General features: G+C 65.9%; 16 protein-coding genes. 3 read left to right on the top strand and 13 right to left on the bottom strand.

The features are described 5' to 3' along the window. Nucleotides 1–43: 43 nt before the first annotated feature. The 3 genes from M2368_RS04355 to M2368_RS04365 are packed head-to-tail and all read right to left on the bottom strand — an operon-like array spanning nt 44 to nt 3,531. Entirely contained in the window at nt 44–898 is an 855-nt protein-coding gene (locus M2368_RS04355) for a MaoC family dehydratase (RefSeq protein ID WP_105657822.1), read from the bottom strand. Further along, nucleotides 899–2,236: a 3-oxoacyl-ACP reductase gene (locus M2368_RS04360; RefSeq protein ID WP_498724045.1), complete on the bottom strand. Its 1,338-nt coding sequence runs from the start codon at nt 2,234–2,236 to the stop codon at nt 899–901. After that, nucleotides 2,236–3,531, bottom strand: coding sequence for an acetyl-CoA C-acetyltransferase (locus M2368_RS04365; RefSeq protein WP_105657820.1), 1,296 nt, complete (start codon nt 3,529–3,531; stop codon nt 2,236–2,238). The genes M2368_RS04360 and M2368_RS04365 overlap by 1 nt, the downstream gene beginning before the upstream one ends. 75 nt (nt 3,532–3,606) lie before the next feature. Between M2368_RS04365 and M2368_RS04370 the strand changes: the two genes are divergently transcribed. Together M2368_RS04370 and M2368_RS04375 are read left to right on the top strand one after the other, a co-directional pair. Beyond that, nucleotides 3,607–4,266: a TetR/AcrR family transcriptional regulator gene (locus M2368_RS04370; RefSeq protein ID WP_498724046.1), complete on the top strand. Its 660-nt coding sequence runs from the start codon at nt 3,607–3,609 to the stop codon at nt 4,264–4,266. 52 nt (nt 4,267–4,318) lie between these two features. Then, nucleotides 4,319–6,334 (top strand): acyl-CoA dehydrogenase family protein, encoded by a 2,016-nt coding sequence (locus tag M2368_RS04375; RefSeq protein WP_498724047.1) that lies wholly within the window; start codon nt 4,319–4,321, stop codon nt 6,332–6,334. 57 nt (nt 6,335–6,391) lie between these two features. Here M2368_RS04375 and M2368_RS04380 read toward each other — a convergent pair whose 3' ends face one another. The 3 genes from M2368_RS04380 to M2368_RS04390 form a co-directional block, all read right to left on the bottom strand. After that, nucleotides 6,392–6,838 (bottom strand): VOC family protein, encoded by a 447-nt coding sequence (locus M2368_RS04380; protein WP_105657817.1) that lies wholly within the window; start codon nt 6,836–6,838, stop codon nt 6,392–6,394. A gap of 93 nt (nt 6,839–6,931) precedes the next feature. Beyond that, nucleotides 6,932–7,870 (bottom strand): dihydrodipicolinate synthase family protein, encoded by a 939-nt coding sequence (locus M2368_RS04385; protein ID WP_498724048.1) that lies wholly within the window; start codon nt 7,868–7,870, stop codon nt 6,932–6,934. Next, nucleotides 7,867–8,811, bottom strand: coding sequence for a DMT family transporter (locus M2368_RS04390; protein ID WP_332727440.1), 945 nt, complete (start codon nt 8,809–8,811; stop codon nt 7,867–7,869). Before M2368_RS04390 ends, M2368_RS04385 begins: the two co-directional genes overlap by 4 nt. On the opposite strand from M2368_RS04390, the gene M2368_RS04395 reads away from it, so the two are divergent. Next, nucleotides 8,810–10,213, top strand: coding sequence for an aminotransferase-like domain-containing protein (locus tag M2368_RS04395; protein ID WP_332727439.1), 1,404 nt, complete (start codon nt 8,810–8,812; stop codon nt 10,211–10,213). The genes M2368_RS04390 and M2368_RS04395 overlap by 2 nt on opposite strands. Before the next feature lie 182 nt (nt 10,214–10,395). On the opposite strand, the gene M2368_RS04400 is transcribed toward M2368_RS04395, so the two are convergent. From M2368_RS04400 to M2368_RS04430, 7 genes are all read right to left on the bottom strand, one after another. Beyond that, nucleotides 10,396–10,887: a hypothetical protein gene (locus M2368_RS04400; protein ID WP_498724049.1), complete on the bottom strand. Its 492-nt coding sequence runs from the start codon at nt 10,885–10,887 to the stop codon at nt 10,396–10,398. Nucleotides 10,888–11,133: 246 nt separating this feature from the next. Then, nucleotides 11,134–11,694: a hypothetical protein gene (locus M2368_RS04405; RefSeq protein ID WP_332727436.1), complete on the bottom strand. Its 561-nt coding sequence runs from the start codon at nt 11,692–11,694 to the stop codon at nt 11,134–11,136. Nucleotides 11,695–11,770: 76 nt separating this feature from the next. After that, complete coding sequence (locus M2368_RS04410; RefSeq protein WP_332727435.1) at nt 11,771–12,457, bottom strand: N-acetylmannosamine-6-phosphate 2-epimerase; 687 nt, start codon at nt 12,455–12,457, stop codon at nt 11,771–11,773. Nucleotides 12,458–12,469: 12 nt separating this feature from the next. Continuing rightward, entirely contained in the window at nt 12,470–13,405 is a 936-nt protein-coding gene (locus M2368_RS04415; protein ID WP_498724050.1) for an ROK family protein, read from the bottom strand. 11 nt (nt 13,406–13,416) lie between these two features. Further along, nucleotides 13,417–14,364 (bottom strand): dihydrodipicolinate synthase family protein, encoded by a 948-nt coding sequence (locus tag M2368_RS04420; protein WP_498724051.1) that lies wholly within the window; start codon nt 14,362–14,364, stop codon nt 13,417–13,419. 43 nt (nt 14,365–14,407) lie between these two features. Further along, nucleotides 14,408–15,202 (bottom strand): ABC transporter ATP-binding protein, encoded by a 795-nt coding sequence (locus tag M2368_RS04425; RefSeq protein ID WP_498724052.1) that lies wholly within the window; start codon nt 15,200–15,202, stop codon nt 14,408–14,410. Then, a complete protein-coding gene (locus M2368_RS04430; protein WP_332731074.1) occupies nt 15,199–17,211 on the bottom strand; it encodes a dipeptide/oligopeptide/nickel ABC transporter permease/ATP-binding protein in 2,013 nt (670 codons plus the stop codon). The genes M2368_RS04425 and M2368_RS04430 overlap by 4 nt, the downstream gene beginning before the upstream one ends. Nucleotides 17,212–17,219: the final 8 nt, after the last annotated feature.

Genomic DNA, 17,219 nt, shown 5'->3' on the forward strand with positions numbered 1-17,219 from the left:
TTCATTGGAAATCCATTGAAGGCCAAGGCACTAGCGGTGGAGCCTAGCTCCGCACCAGATCCAGCTCGAAGTGGGGCTTGGACTTGCGTGCATTCCACGCGTGGACCTTGTACCCATCGGCTTGCGGCTGGAAGGCCAGGTCAACCGATGCCGGAAGCACTACCGGGGTCTTGAACTCGATGCTCCAGTGGTACGTTCCGTTGGCTGGTTCGATCCCCGCCAATGCCCGGGCTGCCAGGTAGATGCCGTGGGCAATAGCCGCTGGCATGCCCAACGCCTTGGCGCTGAGCGCGGACAGGTGAATCGGGTTGTAGTCGCCGGCTACTGCGGCCCAACGACGTCCCGTTCCCTGATCCAGTTTCCAGCTCGCGGTACGCTGCGGTGCGGCAAAGGCCGGATGCGCGCTCTTCTCCGGTGTGCGGCCCTCGAGCCGCACGCCCTTGGCCAAGAACGTGCTGCGCAGCAGCACCCGGTCCTGCCCGTCCACGACGAGGCGCATCACCAAGTCGGAGGTGGCCCCATGGGGATGGGCCGAAAGGTTCTCGCTGTGCACCTCGATATCGAATGCTTCGTGCTCCCCCAGCGGCTGGTCCACGTCGACCTGGTTGGACAGGTGGATCATGCCCAGCAGCGGCATGGGGAAATCATCTTGCACCATCAAGGACATAGCCAGCGGGAAAGCCAGCGAGTGCAGGTAGAGGCTGGGCAGCACGCCGTTCATCGGCGCGCCTACGGCCTGGCGGAACTCGGCGAGTTTCACCGGATCGGCCTTGGCGCCCTGGAAGACCAGGACGGTTTCGGGCAGCACCGGGTTCTTCGGCTTCCGCTTCAGGGTTTTCACGGCCTTGGCATAGACCGAGGCCATCGAGGGAATCCCGGTGACGATCTGCGCACCCATCTAGGCACCTACCAGCGATTGGCCACAGACCCGCAGCACCTGGCCGTTCAACCCGGCTGCGGCATCGGACCCGAGGAAGCTAATCGCCTCGGCAACGTCTACCGGCAGACCGCCTTGCATCAGCGAAGGCAGAACCATGCGGGCAACGGTGCGGGTACCCAGCGGGATCTTCGCGGTCATCTCGGTCTCGATGAACCCGGGAGCCACAGCGGCGATGGAGCCGCCATTTTCTGCAAACAGCTTGGCGCTGGCGTGCACCATGCCGATCACCCCGCCCTTGGAGGCTGCATAGTTGGTCTGGCCGCGGTTGCCGGCAATGCCGGAGGTGGAAGCCAGCGAAACGATGCGCAAACCGGGCAGCTTGGCTGCCAGGAAGGCTTCATTCATGCGCAGCTGCGAAGCGATGTTCACGGCAATCACCGAGTCCCAGCGGCCGGCATCCATATTGGCCAGCAGCTTGTCCCGGGTGATGCCGGCATTGTGGATCACCAGATCCAGCGAGCCATGGCGGCCGATCGCATGGTCCATGATCTGCTGGGCGGCATCCTGGGCGGTGACATCCAGCTGCAAGGCGGTGGCGCCGATGGAGTTGGCGACCTTGGCTAGCGATTCGCCGGCAGCAGGCATATCCACCACAACCACCTGCGCGCCGTCGCGGGACAGCGTCTTGGCGATGGCCGCGCCGATGCCGCGAGCGGCACCGGTCACCACCGCGACCTTGCCGGCCAGCGGCTTGGCGAAGTCGGCAGGCAGCACGCCATCATTGGTGCGCACGGAAAGGAACTGGCCGTCCACGTAGGCGCTGCGCCCGGAGAAGAAGAAGCGCAGCGCGGCCAGCGCACTAGGGCTGGCAACGCTGGTGCCTTGGGCAAGCACGATGCCGTTGGCGGTGGCTCCCCCGCGCATTTCGCGGCCCATCGAGCGCACGATGCCGTCGATGCCCTGGCGCACGGCGGAAAGCTCCGGCGCATCGTCATCGCTGGCGGGACGGGAGAAGGCCACCACGCGGCCGCCTGGCAGCAGCTTGCGCAATGCCTGGCCGGCCGCCAGCATCAGCGGCGACAGCTCGGTTGGGTGCTCGAGTTCATCGAGCAGCAGCACCAGCCCGCCGAGCTTGGCATCGCCGGCGTCGTGCCGGCGCACATCCAGCCCCCAGTCGACCAGGGTGTCGCTCAGGTCCTGGGCCTTGGACGAGGCACCGAGCACCAGCACCGGGCCGGGCAGCAGTGGCGCATCGGGGCTGTAGCGGCGCAAGCGCGGAGGACGCGGCAAGCCCAGCAGGGTGGCCAGCTTCTTGGTGATCCCGGAATTAACCAGTTCCATGTACTTGTCCGCCATTAGCTGCGAGCCTCCAGAATTGCGACGACGCCCTGGCCACCTGCGGCGCAGACCGAAATCAGCGCGCGGCCCGAGCCCTTTTCATGCAGCATTTTCGCGGTGCTGGCAATGATGCGCCCGCCGGTGGCGGCGAAGGGGTGCCCTGCGGCCAGCGAGGAGCCGTTCACGTTCAGCTTCGACCGGTCGATGGCGCCCAGCGGGGCATCCAGCCCCAGCTTCTCGCGGCAGAATTCCTCGTCCTCCCACGCCTTGAGCGTCGAGAGCACGGTGCCCGCGAAGGCCTCGTGGATCTCGTAGAAATCGAAGTCCTGCAAGGTGAGGTTGTTGCGCTCCAGCATCCGGGCGGTGGCGTAGGCCGGAGCCATCAGCAGGCCCTCGGCACCGTGCACGAAGTCCACTGCCGCCGCTTCGAAGTCCACGAAATTGGCCAGCATCGGCAGGTCGTTGGCTTGCGCGTAGTCTTCGCTGCCCAGCAGCACGGCCGAGGCGCCGTCGGTCAGCGGGGTGGAGTTTCCGGCGGTCATGGTCGCCGCATCGCCCAGGTTCTTGCCGAAGGCGGGCTTGAGCTTGCCCAGCTTTTCCATGGTGGAGTCGGCGCGCAGGTTGTTGTCCTTGGACAGGCCGTTGAACGGGGTGACCAGGTCGTTGAAGAAACCGCGGTCGTAGGCGGCGGCCAGGTTCTGGTGGCTGGCCAGGGCCAGTTCATCCTGGGCCTCGCGAGTGATGCCCCACTTCTTGGTGGTGATTGCCTGGTGGTCGCCCATGGACAGGCCGGTGCGCGGTTCGCCGGTGCCGGGGGCTGCGGGGGCCAGATGGCCTGGGCGCAGCTTGGCCAGCGCGGCGAGCTTGGCCTTGGTGCTGCGGGCGCGGGAAAGCTCCATCAGGATGCCGCGCAGCGCATCCGAGACGGCGATCGGCGCGTCGGAGGTGGTGTCCACGCCGCCGCCGATGGCGGAATCGAGCTGTCCCAGCTTGATCTTGTTGGCCAGCGAGCCGATGGCTTCCATGCCGGTGGCGCAAGCCATCTGCACGTCATAGGCAGGGGTGGCGTGATCCAGCGAGGAGCCGAGCACCGATTCGCGGATCAGGTTGAAGTTCTTGGAATGCTTGAGCACCGCGCCGCCGGCGACGGCGCCGATGCGCTGTCCCTGCAGGCCGAAGCGGGCGACCAGGCCCTCGAGTGCTGCAGTGAACATGTCCTGGTTGGACGCATTGACGTAGGCGGTATTGGAACGGGCGAAGGGAATGCGGTTGCCACCGATGATCACGGCATTGCGCACAGAGGGCTGGCTCATGTTCGTTGAACTCCTACAAATATTCTGGTGTGACAAGTATTACTGTAACCAAGAGTACATGATACTGTGAGTTACGTGAACAAGATCACTGGGGAAATCGACCGCGAGACCGACGGCCGGGCAGCTCGCTGGCAAGCGCATCGCACCGCGCGCCACGAAGAACTGCTCAAGCTGGCGCGCAAGGCCGTGCACAAGCTCGGCCCGCAGGTCTCCATGGAAGACATCGCCAGTCACGCGAAAACTTCCAAACCGGTGTACTACCGGTACTTCGGCGACAAGGAGGGCCTGCGCCAGGCACTGAGCGCCATGGTGATCAACGACTTCCGCGAACGCGTCATCGCCGCAGGCCTGGCCAAGGAAGACGAAATCAGCGCCCTGCACGCCATGGTTTCCTCCTACCTGGAGCTGGCAGCCAACAGCCCGAACCTGTACTTCTTCGTGACATCGGCCCCGCGCTGCGCCGACGATGAATCCGCTGGCGCCCTGAGCACCTTCTTCGAAGAGGCATCCAGCTTGATGAGCGAACGCCTGCTCAAGCTCTATGACCAGCGCGCCACTTCCGCGACCCTGGAGTTGTGGCCGCGCGCGGCGCTGGGCATGGTCCGCGCGGCCGGCGAACAGTGGCTGCGCCAACCGGATTCCGCCAACAAGCCGGCATTGCCGTCGCTGGCCGCGGAACTGACCAATTGGCTGGCCTATGGCATCGCCTCCACCCGGACCCCGAAAACCAACTAAAGCACCCAGGTGCACTCCCAACCCGACTCACCACCGAAATGAAAGGTACGTCATGAGCGAGAACCGCATCAACGTCAACGCCCTGTCCGAACAGCTCTTCGGCCCCTATGCCGAAATCCGCAAGGCCTCTCGCGCCCGCGCCGCGGACCCGCAGCTGCAGCGCGACCCGCTGCTGGGCATGGATGAGCACCGCGAACGCGTTCTGGGCCAGCTGGGCATCCTGGTGCAGCAGGAAGCCGTCCAGCGCGCCTTTCCCACTGAATTCGGTGGACAGAATGACCACGGCGGCTCCATCGCCGCCTTCGAGGAACTGGTCGCCGCCGACCCGTCGCTGCAGATCAAGGCCGGTGTGCAGTGGGGCCTGTTCGCCGGGGCGATCCTGCACCTGGGTACCGAAGAGCACCACAAGGCCTGGCTGCCCGGCGCGATGAACCTGGACACCCCCGGCGCCTTCGCCATGACCGAAATCGGCCACGGCTCCGACGTGGCCGCGGTGGGCACCACCGCTACCTACGACGAAGCCACCGATGAGTTCGTCATCCATACTCCGTTCAAGGCCGCCTGGAAGGAATTCCTGGGCAACGCCGCCCTGCACGGCAAGGCCGCCACCGTCTTCGCGCAGCTGATCACCAAGGGCGTGAACCACGGCGTGCACTGCTTCTACGTGCCGATCCGCGATGAAGCAGGCAACTTCCTTGAAGGCATCGGAGGCGAAGATGACGGGCTGAAGGGCGGGCTGAACGGCATCGATAACGGCCGGCTGCACTTCACCAACGTCCGCGTGCCGCGCACCAACCTGCTCAACCGCTACGGCAACGTGGATGAAACCGGCACCTATTCCTCGCCGATTCCCTCCCCGGGACGCCGCTTCTTCACCATGCTCGGCACCCTGGTCCAGGGCCGCGTCTCGCTGGACGGCGCCGCCACCAACGCCTCGAAGATCGCCCTGCAGATCGCGATCACCTACGGCAACCAGCGCCGCCAGTTCAACTCCACCTCGGACACCGAGGAAACCACCTTGCTGGACTACCAGCGCCACCAGCGCCGGCTGCTCACCCGCCTGGCCCGCACCTACGCTGCCTCCTTCGCCCACGATGGGCTGCTGGAGAAGTTCGACGCGGTCTTCTCCGGCCGCGAAGACACCGACACGGACCGCCAGGATTTGGAAACCCTGGCCGCTGCATTGAAGCCGCTGAGCACCTGGGATGCGCTGGACACCTTGCAGGAGGCCCGCGAGGCCTGCGGTGGCGCCGGGTACATCGCCAAGAATCGCTTCACCCAGCTCTACGCTGACCTCGATGTCTACGTGACTTTCGAGGGCGATAACAACGTGCTGCTGCAGCTGGTGGGCAAGCGCCTGCTCACCGACTACGCCGCCGAATTCCGCAAGCTGGACACCGGCGCGATGGCTCTGTACGTGGCCAAGCAGGTGGGCACCACTGCGCTGCACCGTTCGGGCCTGCGCAGCGTCGGCCAGGCTTTCGCCGATATCTCCGATGAGCGCAAGAGCGCCAACTTCTTCAAGGACCCGGAGAACCAGCGTGCCCTGCTCACCGACCGCATCAACACCAAGGTGGCCGAAGTTGCCGGCGCCCTGCGTGCTGCCGGCAAGGACAAGGCCAAGGGCGCCGCGGCATTCAACGAGAACCAGGACCTGCTGATCTCCGCGGCACGCGACCACGGCCAGCTCTTGCGCTGGGAAGCGTTCACCGCCGCGTTGGAGCAGACCGGCGATGCTGCCACCAAGGAGGTGCTGACCTGGCTGCGCGATGTCTTCGCCCTGAGCCTGGTCGAAGACGACCTGGGCTGGTACCTGTCCCACGGCTTGCTCTCCATGCAGCGTGCCCGCACCCTGCCCGGCTACCTCAACCGCCTGCTCGCCCGCCTGCGCCCGCACGCACAGGACCTGGTCGAGGCCTTCGCCTACACCCAGGACCACCTGCGCGCGGACATCTCCTCGGGCGTCGAAGCCGAGCGCCAGGACGAGGCCATGGAGTACTTCCGCAAGCTGCGCGCCAGCGATGACGCGCCGGTCAGCGAAAAGTCGCTGCAGAAAGCCAAGGGCTAACCCGTAGCCACGCCGATGCCCGTATCCCAAAGCATTCTGGGTGCGGGCATCGGGTGGTTAACCGTTCAAGCGCTGGGCCAGCGCCACAATGATCCCCTCAGGTCCGCGAATGTATGCCATTTTCCACACGCCTTCATAGTGTCCGATGCCGCCGATCAGCGGATAGCCGTGCTGGTTCAAGTCATCCACCGTGGCCTGCAGGTCATCGAGCTCGAAAGCGATCGAACGCAGTCCCAATTCATTGGCCATCGCCGCACGGTTTCCCGGCAGGTGCGCTGGTCTTTCGAAACTCGACAGCTCGATTCCCACATTGGATCCGGGAGCCTTGAGCATCACGATATTCGTGCGCGAGTCGGGCACAGCGCAGACGGTCTCCAGGAACTCGCCTTCAAGCCCGTTCGCCCGGCCTTCCACTTCCAGCCCCAGGCTGACAAAGAAGCCGGTCACCATCTCGAGGTCGGCAACGGTGATGCCTACATGGTCGAATCGAATGGGTCGCGGCATGGGAATCGGTTCGCTTTCGCTCGAAGGTACGCCACAGCCTACCCCGAGGGACGGCGGCGAACCAGATCGCCGCTGCCTTTTGGCACCGGCAAACTAGCCAGCCCCCAGTGAAAGCTCGTCCACCACCTTGGCTACCAGCTCCCGCTCTTTCGGGCTCACCGCCTGAACCGGCAGCGGCAAACAATCTTCAGCTACCCAGCCGAAATGCTCGGCGATGGCGGCACTGACCCTAAGGCTCCCGCCGCAGTGTGCCATCAGCTCCCACAGCGGCTCCAGTCTCGCTGAGATCGCCAACGCCTTTTGCGGGTCTCCTGCCTGCACGACACGGGTTATTGCCACCATCGGAGCCGGAACGGTTCCGCCCACCGCGGTAAACCACGCGTTGCATCCTGCGATCAGGCCAGCTGCCCCTAAAGCGTCGCCCGATACGCCGATACCCACGTGTTCGGGCAGCACCGCACGAATTGCGGCCACATGCTCCTTGGCCTGCACCGGATCGGCCGGAACCCCGGGAATCTTGATTGACACGATCCCGGGCAGCTGCGCGATACGCCCGTAGAGCCGGTTGCTGAAGGCGAAGTGGGTGGTCCGGGGATTGTCGTAGACAATGACCGGCAACTCGCTGTGTTCACTGGCCGCCTTGAACAAAGCGAAGACCTCATCGTCATTCAGCTGCTGATAGCCCACCGGGGCCAGCAGCACGCCGACGGCACCGGCGTCCCGGGCATCGCCAATATGTTCCAGGACGCGGGAAGTGCGCAGCGCACCCACGCCAGCAAGCACCGGGATCCGGTCCGCATGCTGCACGGCCAGCTCGATGACGCGCCGGCGCTCGGCGCGATCCAGGTACATATACGAGCCAGTTGAGCCCAGCACGGTGATCGAATCCACCTCGGCCCGCACTAGCCGCTGCACCAGGCCAATGAATGCCGGCTCGTCGAGCCGGTCATCGCGCAAGGGCGTGAGCGGGAAGGCGCTGAGCCCGGTCCACGCAGTTGCCAGCGCCGCGTTATTCTTCGCTGCCAAGCTCATGATCCGTTCTCCTTAATGATGCGCTGGTTCCTCGATCTTACGGCGAGCAGTGCGCAGAGGATGACCGCGCATCCGCCCACAACGGTGGGCCAACCGATGGATTCGTGCAGCAGCAAGCCCGCCCAGCAGATGGTCATCACCGGTTGCGCCAATTGCACCTGGCTCACCTGCGCCATCGGCCCGATGGCCAATCCCCGGTACCACGCGATGAAGCCCAAGAACATGCTCACGACACCGAGATAGGCGAAGGCGGCCCACTCGCCGGGTGTCGCCGTGGGCGGGTGCTGGACCGCTGAGACGGTGGCGAGCGTCAGCATCACCGGAGATGCGAGAACCAGCGCCCAGGAGATGGTTTGCCACGAGCCGAGCTCGCGCGAGAGCAGGCCGCCTTCCGCGTAGCCGATAGCGCAAGCCAGTACGGCGCCGAAAAGCAGCAGGTCTGCTCCGTGCAGCCCGCCCAGCCCGCCACCTTGCACAGCCGCAAAAGCCAGGGCGGCCAGTGCCCCGGCAGCTGCCGCAATCCAGAACCTGGTGCTCGGGCGTTCCTTGGTGCGCAGCACTGCGGCAACTGCCGTCGCCGCAGGCAAGATGGCGATGACTACCGCACCGTGGCTGGCCGGAGCCGAGGTCATTGCAAAAGAGGTCAGCAGCGGAAACCCGGCGACGACTCCCCCGGCGACGACAAGCAGCCGCCAGCATTGCGGCCGCGTAGGAAATTTCTGGCCGGTCAACCAGAGTGCGGCGATGGCTAGCGCTGCGGCGATCACCGATCGCCCTGCACCGGCAAACAGCGGATGCAGGTGGCCGTGCTCTACGGCGATGCGGGTGAAGGGCACGGTGAAGGAGAAAGCGAGAACGCCCAGTAGCCCCCAGAGCAGTCCGGCACCCGGGGTGGATAGCGGTTGTCGATTATTGACAGTAGCGGTACTATGTAGCTTCATGTTTAACAGTAGCAGTGAGCGTGTGGTTGCGAAACTCCAAGAGTGGATTGCGGCAGCCCCTGCCGGGAGCCAGTTGCCCTCCACGCGTGCTCTGGTGGCGGAACACGAAGTCAGCCCGGTCACGGTGCAAAAGGCTTTGCGCACGCTCATCGGCCAAGGCGTCGTTGAGTCACGCCCCGGTATCGGCACCTTCATCCGCAAGCAACCGGTAGCCCGGGCGCACGACTACGCCTGGCAAACCGCCGCGCTGGGGGTCGTCCATCGCCCGTTGCCGGAGTTGGCCGCCGCCCAGCGGGCGACACCCAATGACGTCATCTCCTTGCATTCTGGATACCCGGATCGCGAGCTGCTGCCTGAACGCCTGGTGCGCAGCGCCTTCGCCCGAGTTGCACGCAGCGACGCCGTGCTCCAGCGCACCGAAGCCGCGGGATTGCCGGAGCTGCAAAGCTGGTTCGCCAGCGAACTCGGGGCGATCACCGCGCCGGGACTGAGCGCCCCGGCGGCCAGCGATGTTGTCGTGCTCCCGGGCAGCCAAAGCGGACTGGGGTCGATCTTCCGCTCGCTGGTTGGGTCCGGAAAGCCGATGCTCATCGAATCCCCCACCTACTGGGGCGCCATCCTGGCTGCCGCGCAGGTCGGCGTGCAGCTCATCCCCATTCCCGCTGGGCCGCACGGTCCGGACACCGAGGTATTGGACCGTGCTTTCGAGCAAACCGGGGCTCGCGCTTTCTACGCGCACCCGAATTTCGCCAACCCCACCGGCGCCCGCTGGTCGCCCGAGGTTTCGCTGCGGGTACTGGAGATCCTGAAGCATCGCGGCGCGTTCCTGGTGGAAGATGACTGGGCCAAGGATTTCGGGATCGACGTGGATTCTTCACCGGTCGCCGCCCGTGATGACAGCGGCCATGTGGTGTATCTGCGATCCCTGACCAAGAGCGTTTCCCCTGCAGTGCGCGTGGCCGGGGTAATTGCCAGGGGCCCGGCACGTGAACGGATCCTGGCCGACAACCAAGCGCAATCGATGTATGTCAGCGGCCCGCTGCAAGCGGTCGCATTGGATGTGGTCACGCAACCCGGGTGGCGCACCCATTTGCGCTCCGTGCGCCAGCAGCTGGCAACCCGCAGGGACCTGGTCCTGGATGCTTTGGCGCAGCATCTGCCCGAAGCCCAGGTTGAACAGATCCCCCGAGGCGGGCTGAACCTCTGGGTACGGCTGCCCGATACAGCTAATCCGGCACAGCTGGTGCGCGACTGCGAGCTGCGCGGTGTAGCGATCGCGGCCGGCGACAGCTGGTTCCCTGCCGAGCCGACCGGACGCTTTTTGCGGTTGAACTTTGCCGGCCCGAATCCCGGAGCCTTCAGCCAGGGAGTGGAGATCATCGGCCAGGTGCTGCGCGGCTAGGTCCAATGCGAAGAGCTAACCAACATACCTGGTCTTCGTAGGGCTGCGAGGTCCGTTGGTCGAGGACAGTGCCTGCGATCATCAACTCCTTTTCGACCGGCAAGGCATTTGCCAGCGTCGCGGCATGGTCCTCGTACTCAGGATGCCAGAAGGCTTCCCAGTACCGTTTTCAGCGTTGTGGGCTACCCGTAGATATGGATGCTGCCGCCATACCCGGCGGGAAGACCTCGGCCTAGCAACCACTGGCCGAGCACTTCGGTGACCTGGGCGATGTTCAAGGATTGTGGGCCTTCGAATTCCATGTCCGTATCAGGATGGCTCGACAGAGAGTCCGGGTCGGCACCGTAGCCGACCCTGATGTTGCATGCCTGATGGCCAACGACAGCGAGCTCCAAAGTGTAGTTCCCATCAGAAAGCTTGGTGCCTTGGGCATACTTGGTCATCGGATTGTTTTCAAAGGAATAGTTTTCTCCCCATTCACGCACCATGCGCAATATTGAGGGGATCTGGGCCACCGATTCGAGCTTATGCAGCTCGTCATGCCGGCTGGTGCCCCACCAGATTTCCTCCGGAGCCACTTCATCCTCCAAGAAGGCATCAAGCTCGGTGGCGTTAAACCAGTTGAACTTCCGGCTCAAACGCAGCTGCCCGATTGAGTCCATAAACTTATCCATATTCGGATCGTAGCGATGAGGAAGGACAAATAAGACACATCCTGAGTCCGTCTGGACAGCCCAAGATACAAGCGGCACGAAACACGGGCCGATTCACTTGGCTAAGTTAGTCATAATCATGCGCGCGCCTCGTAGGTTTTGAAAGCAATAATCAGTTCGCTGCACCCCAACGACCCAAATAAGGGCACAGGCCCCGGTGAATGAAAAATAATTTCATCCACCGGGGCCTGTTGAACTCTTTGCTGGCTACAGTCCGTCTACCTCGACCAGGCCGCGGCGCGTAGGCACCGGGGCCACGTGCGTGCCGTTGGCCGCCACGCGCTGAACCGACAGCAACCGCGGCGGCGCGCCGTCGGCGGTTTGCAGGATCCACGGACCGACCATCAGGTAGCCGCGATCATTTTCGGCCTCGGTGACCACGCCGGTAATCACGAAATCACCGTAGGGTTCCTGGCTGAAGGATGCGGCAACCAAATCGCCGTGGGACAGCTCGGAAACTTCAACGTCTTCCGGGGCGAACTCGCCTTCGAAGACTGCGGGGAATGAGCGCACGTCCTTATCAGGCTGGCGGGCCATGGTTTCGCCGCCGTCGGCGTCTTTGGCTTTCTTCTTGGCAGCGGCCGCGTTCAGCCCGCCGACCATGACGTCGTCGAGCACCGTGGCGTGCGCGGCACCGGTGATCAGGAAGTTGCCGAAGCGGGCGGTCTTGTAGAGCACCGAGATCACGTCCCCGGCTTCCACCTCGCCGAAGGCCGCTTTCATGCCGGCTACATCGCGCTTGGAAGGGCCCTTGATAAAGACGTCCACGGGGTGATTCTCCGAATCTGCAGGAATTAGGTTCTGCGCTTAAGCGTAGGCCAGTTACCAGCCACGAAGAAAACGCCTAGCCTCGCAGGGCGGCGTCGAACCATCCGGTAATGCTCGCCGGATGGGTGATCGCGGTGCCCACCACCACGGCGAACGCGCCGGCATCCAGCGCGGCTTTGGCCTGCGCCGGGGTGTGGATCCGGCCCTCGGCAATCAATGGCGGCTCCAGGCCCGCTGCTGCGATCTGCCCCAGCAGCTCAAGGTCCGGCCCCTCGGTCTTGTCCCGTTCCCCGGTGTAGCCGGCCAGCGTGGTGCCGATCAGATCGGCCCCGGCCTGCGCGGCAGCCAGCGCGTCGTCCAGCGACCCGCAGTCGGCCATTACCAAGGCGGCAGACCGTTCGTGGACCGCGCTAATGGTTTGTTCCAGGCTCTTGCCGTCGGGCCGTTCGCGGCGGGTGCCGTCCAGGGCCACGATGTGCGCCCCGGCGTTGGCCACCGCCAAGGCGTGGTGGATGGTGGGGGTGATGAACACGCCCTCATGGCCGTCCTTGAACAGCCCGATGACCGGCACCTCGACGGCCGAACGAGTGAATTGGATATCCGCGATGCCCTGCACGCGCACCGCGCCGGCGCCTCCGATCACCGCCGAGGCAGCCACCTGCGCCATGGTCTGCGGGTGGCGCATCGGCTCCCCCGGATAGGCTTGCGCCGAAACGATCAGCCGTCCGCGCAGGGCTTGCAGTGCTGCTGCCGAAAGCAACATGTCTTTCTCCTCTTAGTCTTGTGGCCAGAATAGGCTGGCCGCCCCGATCAGGGCGGCATCGGTTCCCAAACGGGCAGGTTCCAGCGCGGTGCCCCGCACCAGGTCGATGGCGCTGGCGGCGAAGCCCTCGCGCAGACCCTCCCACCAGATCTTCCCCGCCCCGGCCATCCCGCCGGCAATGACGATTTTCTGCGGGTCCAGCACGTTGGCCAGCGATCCGGCGGCGGCGCCTGCGGCCAGGCCTCCGGTATGCAATGCCCGATAGGCCAATGCGTCGCCGGCTTCGGCCAGCGCGGTCACCGCCTGGGTGTCGCGCACTTGCGGGTTGCCGGCCAAGCGCTGGTAGTGCCGGTGGATCGCGGGCCCGGCGGCGATCGCCTCCACATGCCCGGTGCGTCCGCAGGAGCATTCCAGCCCGGTGGCGTAGGCCGAATCGATGTGCCCCATATGCCCGGCCACGTGGTGGAAGCCGGTGACCAGCTGGCCGCCGTGCAGGTAGGCTCCGCCGATTCCGGTGCCGATGGCCAACAGCATCATCTGGCCGGTTCCCCGGCCTGCGCCGAAGCGGGCCTCGCCCAAACCGTGGGCGTGCACGTCATTGACCGCGCGCACCGCTAAACCGGTGAGCCATCCCAGTTCGGCTGCCATGTCGGTGCCGGCCCAGCCCGCCAGGGTATCGGTGGCCGATACCACCTTCGCGGTTTCCGGGTCGATGACCCCGGCGGCGCCGATACCCAACCCGGCCGGCTGCGCCGAGCATGCACCGCGCAGCTGCTGCACCACGCCGGCCATGGCCGCGATGATCGCGGCGGAGCCTTCGCGGGCCGGTGTGGGTGCTTGGCTGCGCGCGGTGATGGTGCCATCGCGGCGCACTACGGCGCCGGCGATCTTGGTGCCGCCCAGATCCAGGGCGAGCACCTCGCCGGCGCCTGCTAGTTGTTCTTGCACTGGGCCAGGGCCTACTTGGCGGCCACCGGCAGCAGGCCGGTTTCGGCCAGGATCCCGCGGATCGAGGCGGCCTCGGAGGCATCCAGCGACGCCATCGGGGCGCTCATGGCGTTATTGGAGATGATGCCCAGTTCCACCAGGGCGGTCTTGAAGGCGCCCAGGCCCGCAGCCCCTGGCGACACCCGGGAAGCATCGGGGGTGTAGACGATGTCGAAGACGCGGGCCAGGCGGTCCTGCTCGGCCGCGGCGCCGGCCCAGTCGCCGGCCACTGCCTTCTCGAACAGGCGGCGGTAGCCGGCTGGGTCCACGTTGCCCAGGCCCGGGACCACGCCGTGGGCTCCGCCCAGCAGTGCCCCGTCGACGACGACCTCATGGCCGGTGAACACCGAGAAGCCCTCGATGTCCTTGGTGGCCAGCAGCAGCTGGCGGAAGGACACGTCGTCGCCCGAGGAGTCCTTCACGCCCACGATGGCGCCGGACTGCGCCAGCCGGATGGCCACATCCAGCGGCAGCTTGTGGTGGGTGCGCACCGGCACGTCGTAGGCGAAGATGTCGACCTGCAGGGTGTCGTGGATGGCGGTGAAGTGCGCTTCGATCTCCGGGCCGTTGGAGATGGCATAGAACGGGGTGGTGACCACCAGCGCGTCGGCGCCCAGGGCGATCAGGCGCTGGCCCTCGTCGATGACGCGGGCGGTGGTCTGCTCGCTGGCACCGACCAGCACCGGCACGCGGCCAGCGTTGGCGGCCACGATCCGGGCGAGTACCGCGTCGCGTTCGGCATTGGCCAGGTAAGGCACCTCGCCGGAGGAACCGAGCACGAACAGGCCGGCCACTCCCCCGTCGATCAGGTGTTCCACCACGGCGTCCAGGCCGGCGGCGTCAATGGCGCCATCGGCGGTGCGCGGGGTGATGACCGGCGGGATGACGCCGGAGTACTTCGGGTTGTTCGTGTAAGCCACGGGGATTCGGTCTTTCTCTAGGTGCCGCAATTGCGGCGATTGGTTAGTGCTCCAGCAGTGCCGGGGCAGCACCCAACAGGGTGCGGGTGTAGTCATTGGTGGGCGCGTCGAATACCTGTGCGGCATCGCCTCGCTCGACGATTTGCCCGGAGTTCATCACGCAGATGGTGTCCGAAACATAGCGCACGGTCTGGATATCGTGGGAGATGAACACCATGCCCAGGTTCAGCTCGGATTTCAGGTCGGTGAGCAGGTTCAGCACCTGCGCCCGCACCGAGACATCCAGCGCGCTGGTGGGCTCATCGGCCACGATCACCGCAGGTTCCAGGGCCAGCGCCCTGGCGATGGCCACGCGCTGGCGCTGGCCGCCGGAGACCTGGCTGGGCAGGGCCGAGGCCGCCGAAGCCGGCAGGCCCACCACCTCAAGCAGTTCCAGCGCCTTGGCCTTGCGCGAAGCATCGCTGCCGATGCCATGCACGCGCAGCGGGTCGGTGAGCGTGTCCATGATCGACATGCGCGGATTCAGCGCGGTGCCCGGGTCCTGGAAGACCACGCCCACGCTGCGCCCGAACTCCTTGCGGCCTGCGGCGTTGCGCTTGCCCACCGGCTTGCCGTTGAACAGCACCTGCCCGCTGGTGGGTTCCTGCAGTCCCACCAGCACCGAGGCCAGGGTGGACTTGCCGCAACCGGATTCGCCCACGATGCCCACGGTCTGCCCGCGGCGCACCGCGAAGTCCACCCCGTTGACGGCCTTGATCAGGCGCGGGGAGAACAGCTTGCCGCCGCGGATCTTGTGGTGCACGTGGATATCCTGCAGCTCGATGATCGCGTTGCTCATTTGCTGGCTCCTTGAAGGTGGCTGCCATTGCCCTGGTGGCTGGCCCAGCGGTGCTCGCTGCCGGCGTCCACCGGGACGAAGGACAGGTGCTGGTCCGGGTCGGCGCCGGCACGCTGCGAACGCTCGGCGAAGCGGTCGCCGGCGGCGAAATCGTACGGGCTGGGGACGGTGCCCGGGATCTGGTGCAGGCGTTGCGCCTTCGACTCGATGGAGAGCACCGCGCCGAGCAGGCCCTGGGTGTATTCGTGATGCGGGTCAGAGAGCACCTCGCTGATCGGACCGGACTCCACCACCTGGCCGGCGTACATCACGGTGACCCGGTGGGCCAGCGAGGCCACCAGTGCCAGGTCGTGGGAGACGAAGACCATCGCGAAGCCCAGCTGCTCGCGCAGCTCGTTGAGCAGGTCGACCACCTGCTTCTGCACGGTGACATCCAGCGCGGTGGTCGGCTCGTCGCAGACCACCAGCTTGGGGCTGCGCGAGAGGGCCATGGCGATCAGCACGCGCTGGCGCTGGCCGCCGGAGAGCTCATGCGGGTAGGAGCGCAGGGTGCGCTTGGCGTCCAGCTTGACCAGGGCGAGCAATTCCTCGGGGGTCTTGCGTCCGCCGCGGCGGGTGAGCTGGCGCAACTGGTCGCCGATGAGCATCGAGGGGTTCAGGCTGGACAGCGCGTCCTGGTAGACCATCGCGATCTGCTCGCCGCGCAGGCCCTTGTAGACCTTGTCGTCCCCGGCCCGGGTGCCGCCATCGGAGGTGGCCGGCAGCAGTTCCCGGCCCTCGAAGGTGATGGAACCGGAGAGCTGGGCGCTCCCCGGCAGCAGCCCCATGATGGCCAGCGAGGTGATGGACTTGCCGCAGCCGGATTCGCCCACCAGCGCCATGGTTTCGCCCTCGCGCACCGCGAAGGAGACATCCTGCACGATCGGGGTGTCCCCGTAGCGCTCCGGGAAGCGGATGGACAGGTTCTTGACCTCCAGGATGGTGCGCGGCGCGCCCTGGGAGGTATCGAGCACCAGGCGGTCGGTGCGCTGGGCCTCGGCCGCTGCCAGCAGGTCCAGTTCCCCGCGCAGCCGCTCGGCGGCCTGCGGGTCCGCGGCCGCCTTGGCCTTGGCCAGCGCAGGTTCGCCGTTCTTCTTCGCCTGCTTCCTGGCCGAGCCCTTGGTGTTCACCAGCGCATCGGTCATGCCTTCGGCCAGCATGTTCAGCGCCAGCACGGTCAGCAGGATCACCAGGCCGGCGAAGGTGGTCGCCCACCACGCGCCGTTGAGCACCAGGGTGCGGCCGTAGGAGATCACGTTGCCCCAGCTCGGGGCCGGGTCCTGGATGCCTGCACCGAGGAAGGACAGGGATGCTTCGAGGATGATCGCGTCGGCCACCATCACGGTGGCGAAGACCATCACCGGGGCCGCGCAGTTGCGCAGCACGTGGGTGCCCAGGATGTAGAAGCGCCCGGCGCCGATCACGCGTTCGGCGCGCACATAGTCCTCGCCCCATTGGGCCAGCACGTTGGCACGGACCACCCGGGCGATCTGCGGGGTGTAGATGATCGCGATGGACAAGATGATCACCGGCAAGGTGTTGCCCAGCGAAGCCAGCAGCGCGGCGGCCAGGGCAATGCCCGGGAAAGCCATCACCATGTCCATGATGCGCATGATCGTCTCATTGGCCCATTTGGCGCTGGTGGCGGCCAGCGCGCCGAGCAGCCCGCCCATGACCAGTGCCAGCGCTACCGACCCCAGACCGACCAGCAGCGAGGCTTGGGCGCCGAAGAGCAGGCGCGAGTAGATGTCGCGGCCCAGCCGGTCGGTGCCGAAGAAGTGCTCGGCGCTCGGCTTCTGCGCCGGGATTCCGGTAGCCAGCGGGTCGTGCGGGGCGATCAGCGGGGCGAAGAGGGCCACCGCGGCAATGGCCAGCAGGAAGGCCAAGGCGATTTTGGAGCCTGCCGGCAGCGCCTTGAAGCGGGCACCGGAATCGGAAAGGCGGTTCACGAGGTTGTTGCGTGGGGCCATGATGCTCA

Source organism: Arthrobacter sp. JUb119, assembly GCF_024807995.1.
Taxonomy (GTDB): domain Bacteria; phylum Actinomycetota; class Actinomycetes; order Actinomycetales; family Micrococcaceae; genus Glutamicibacter.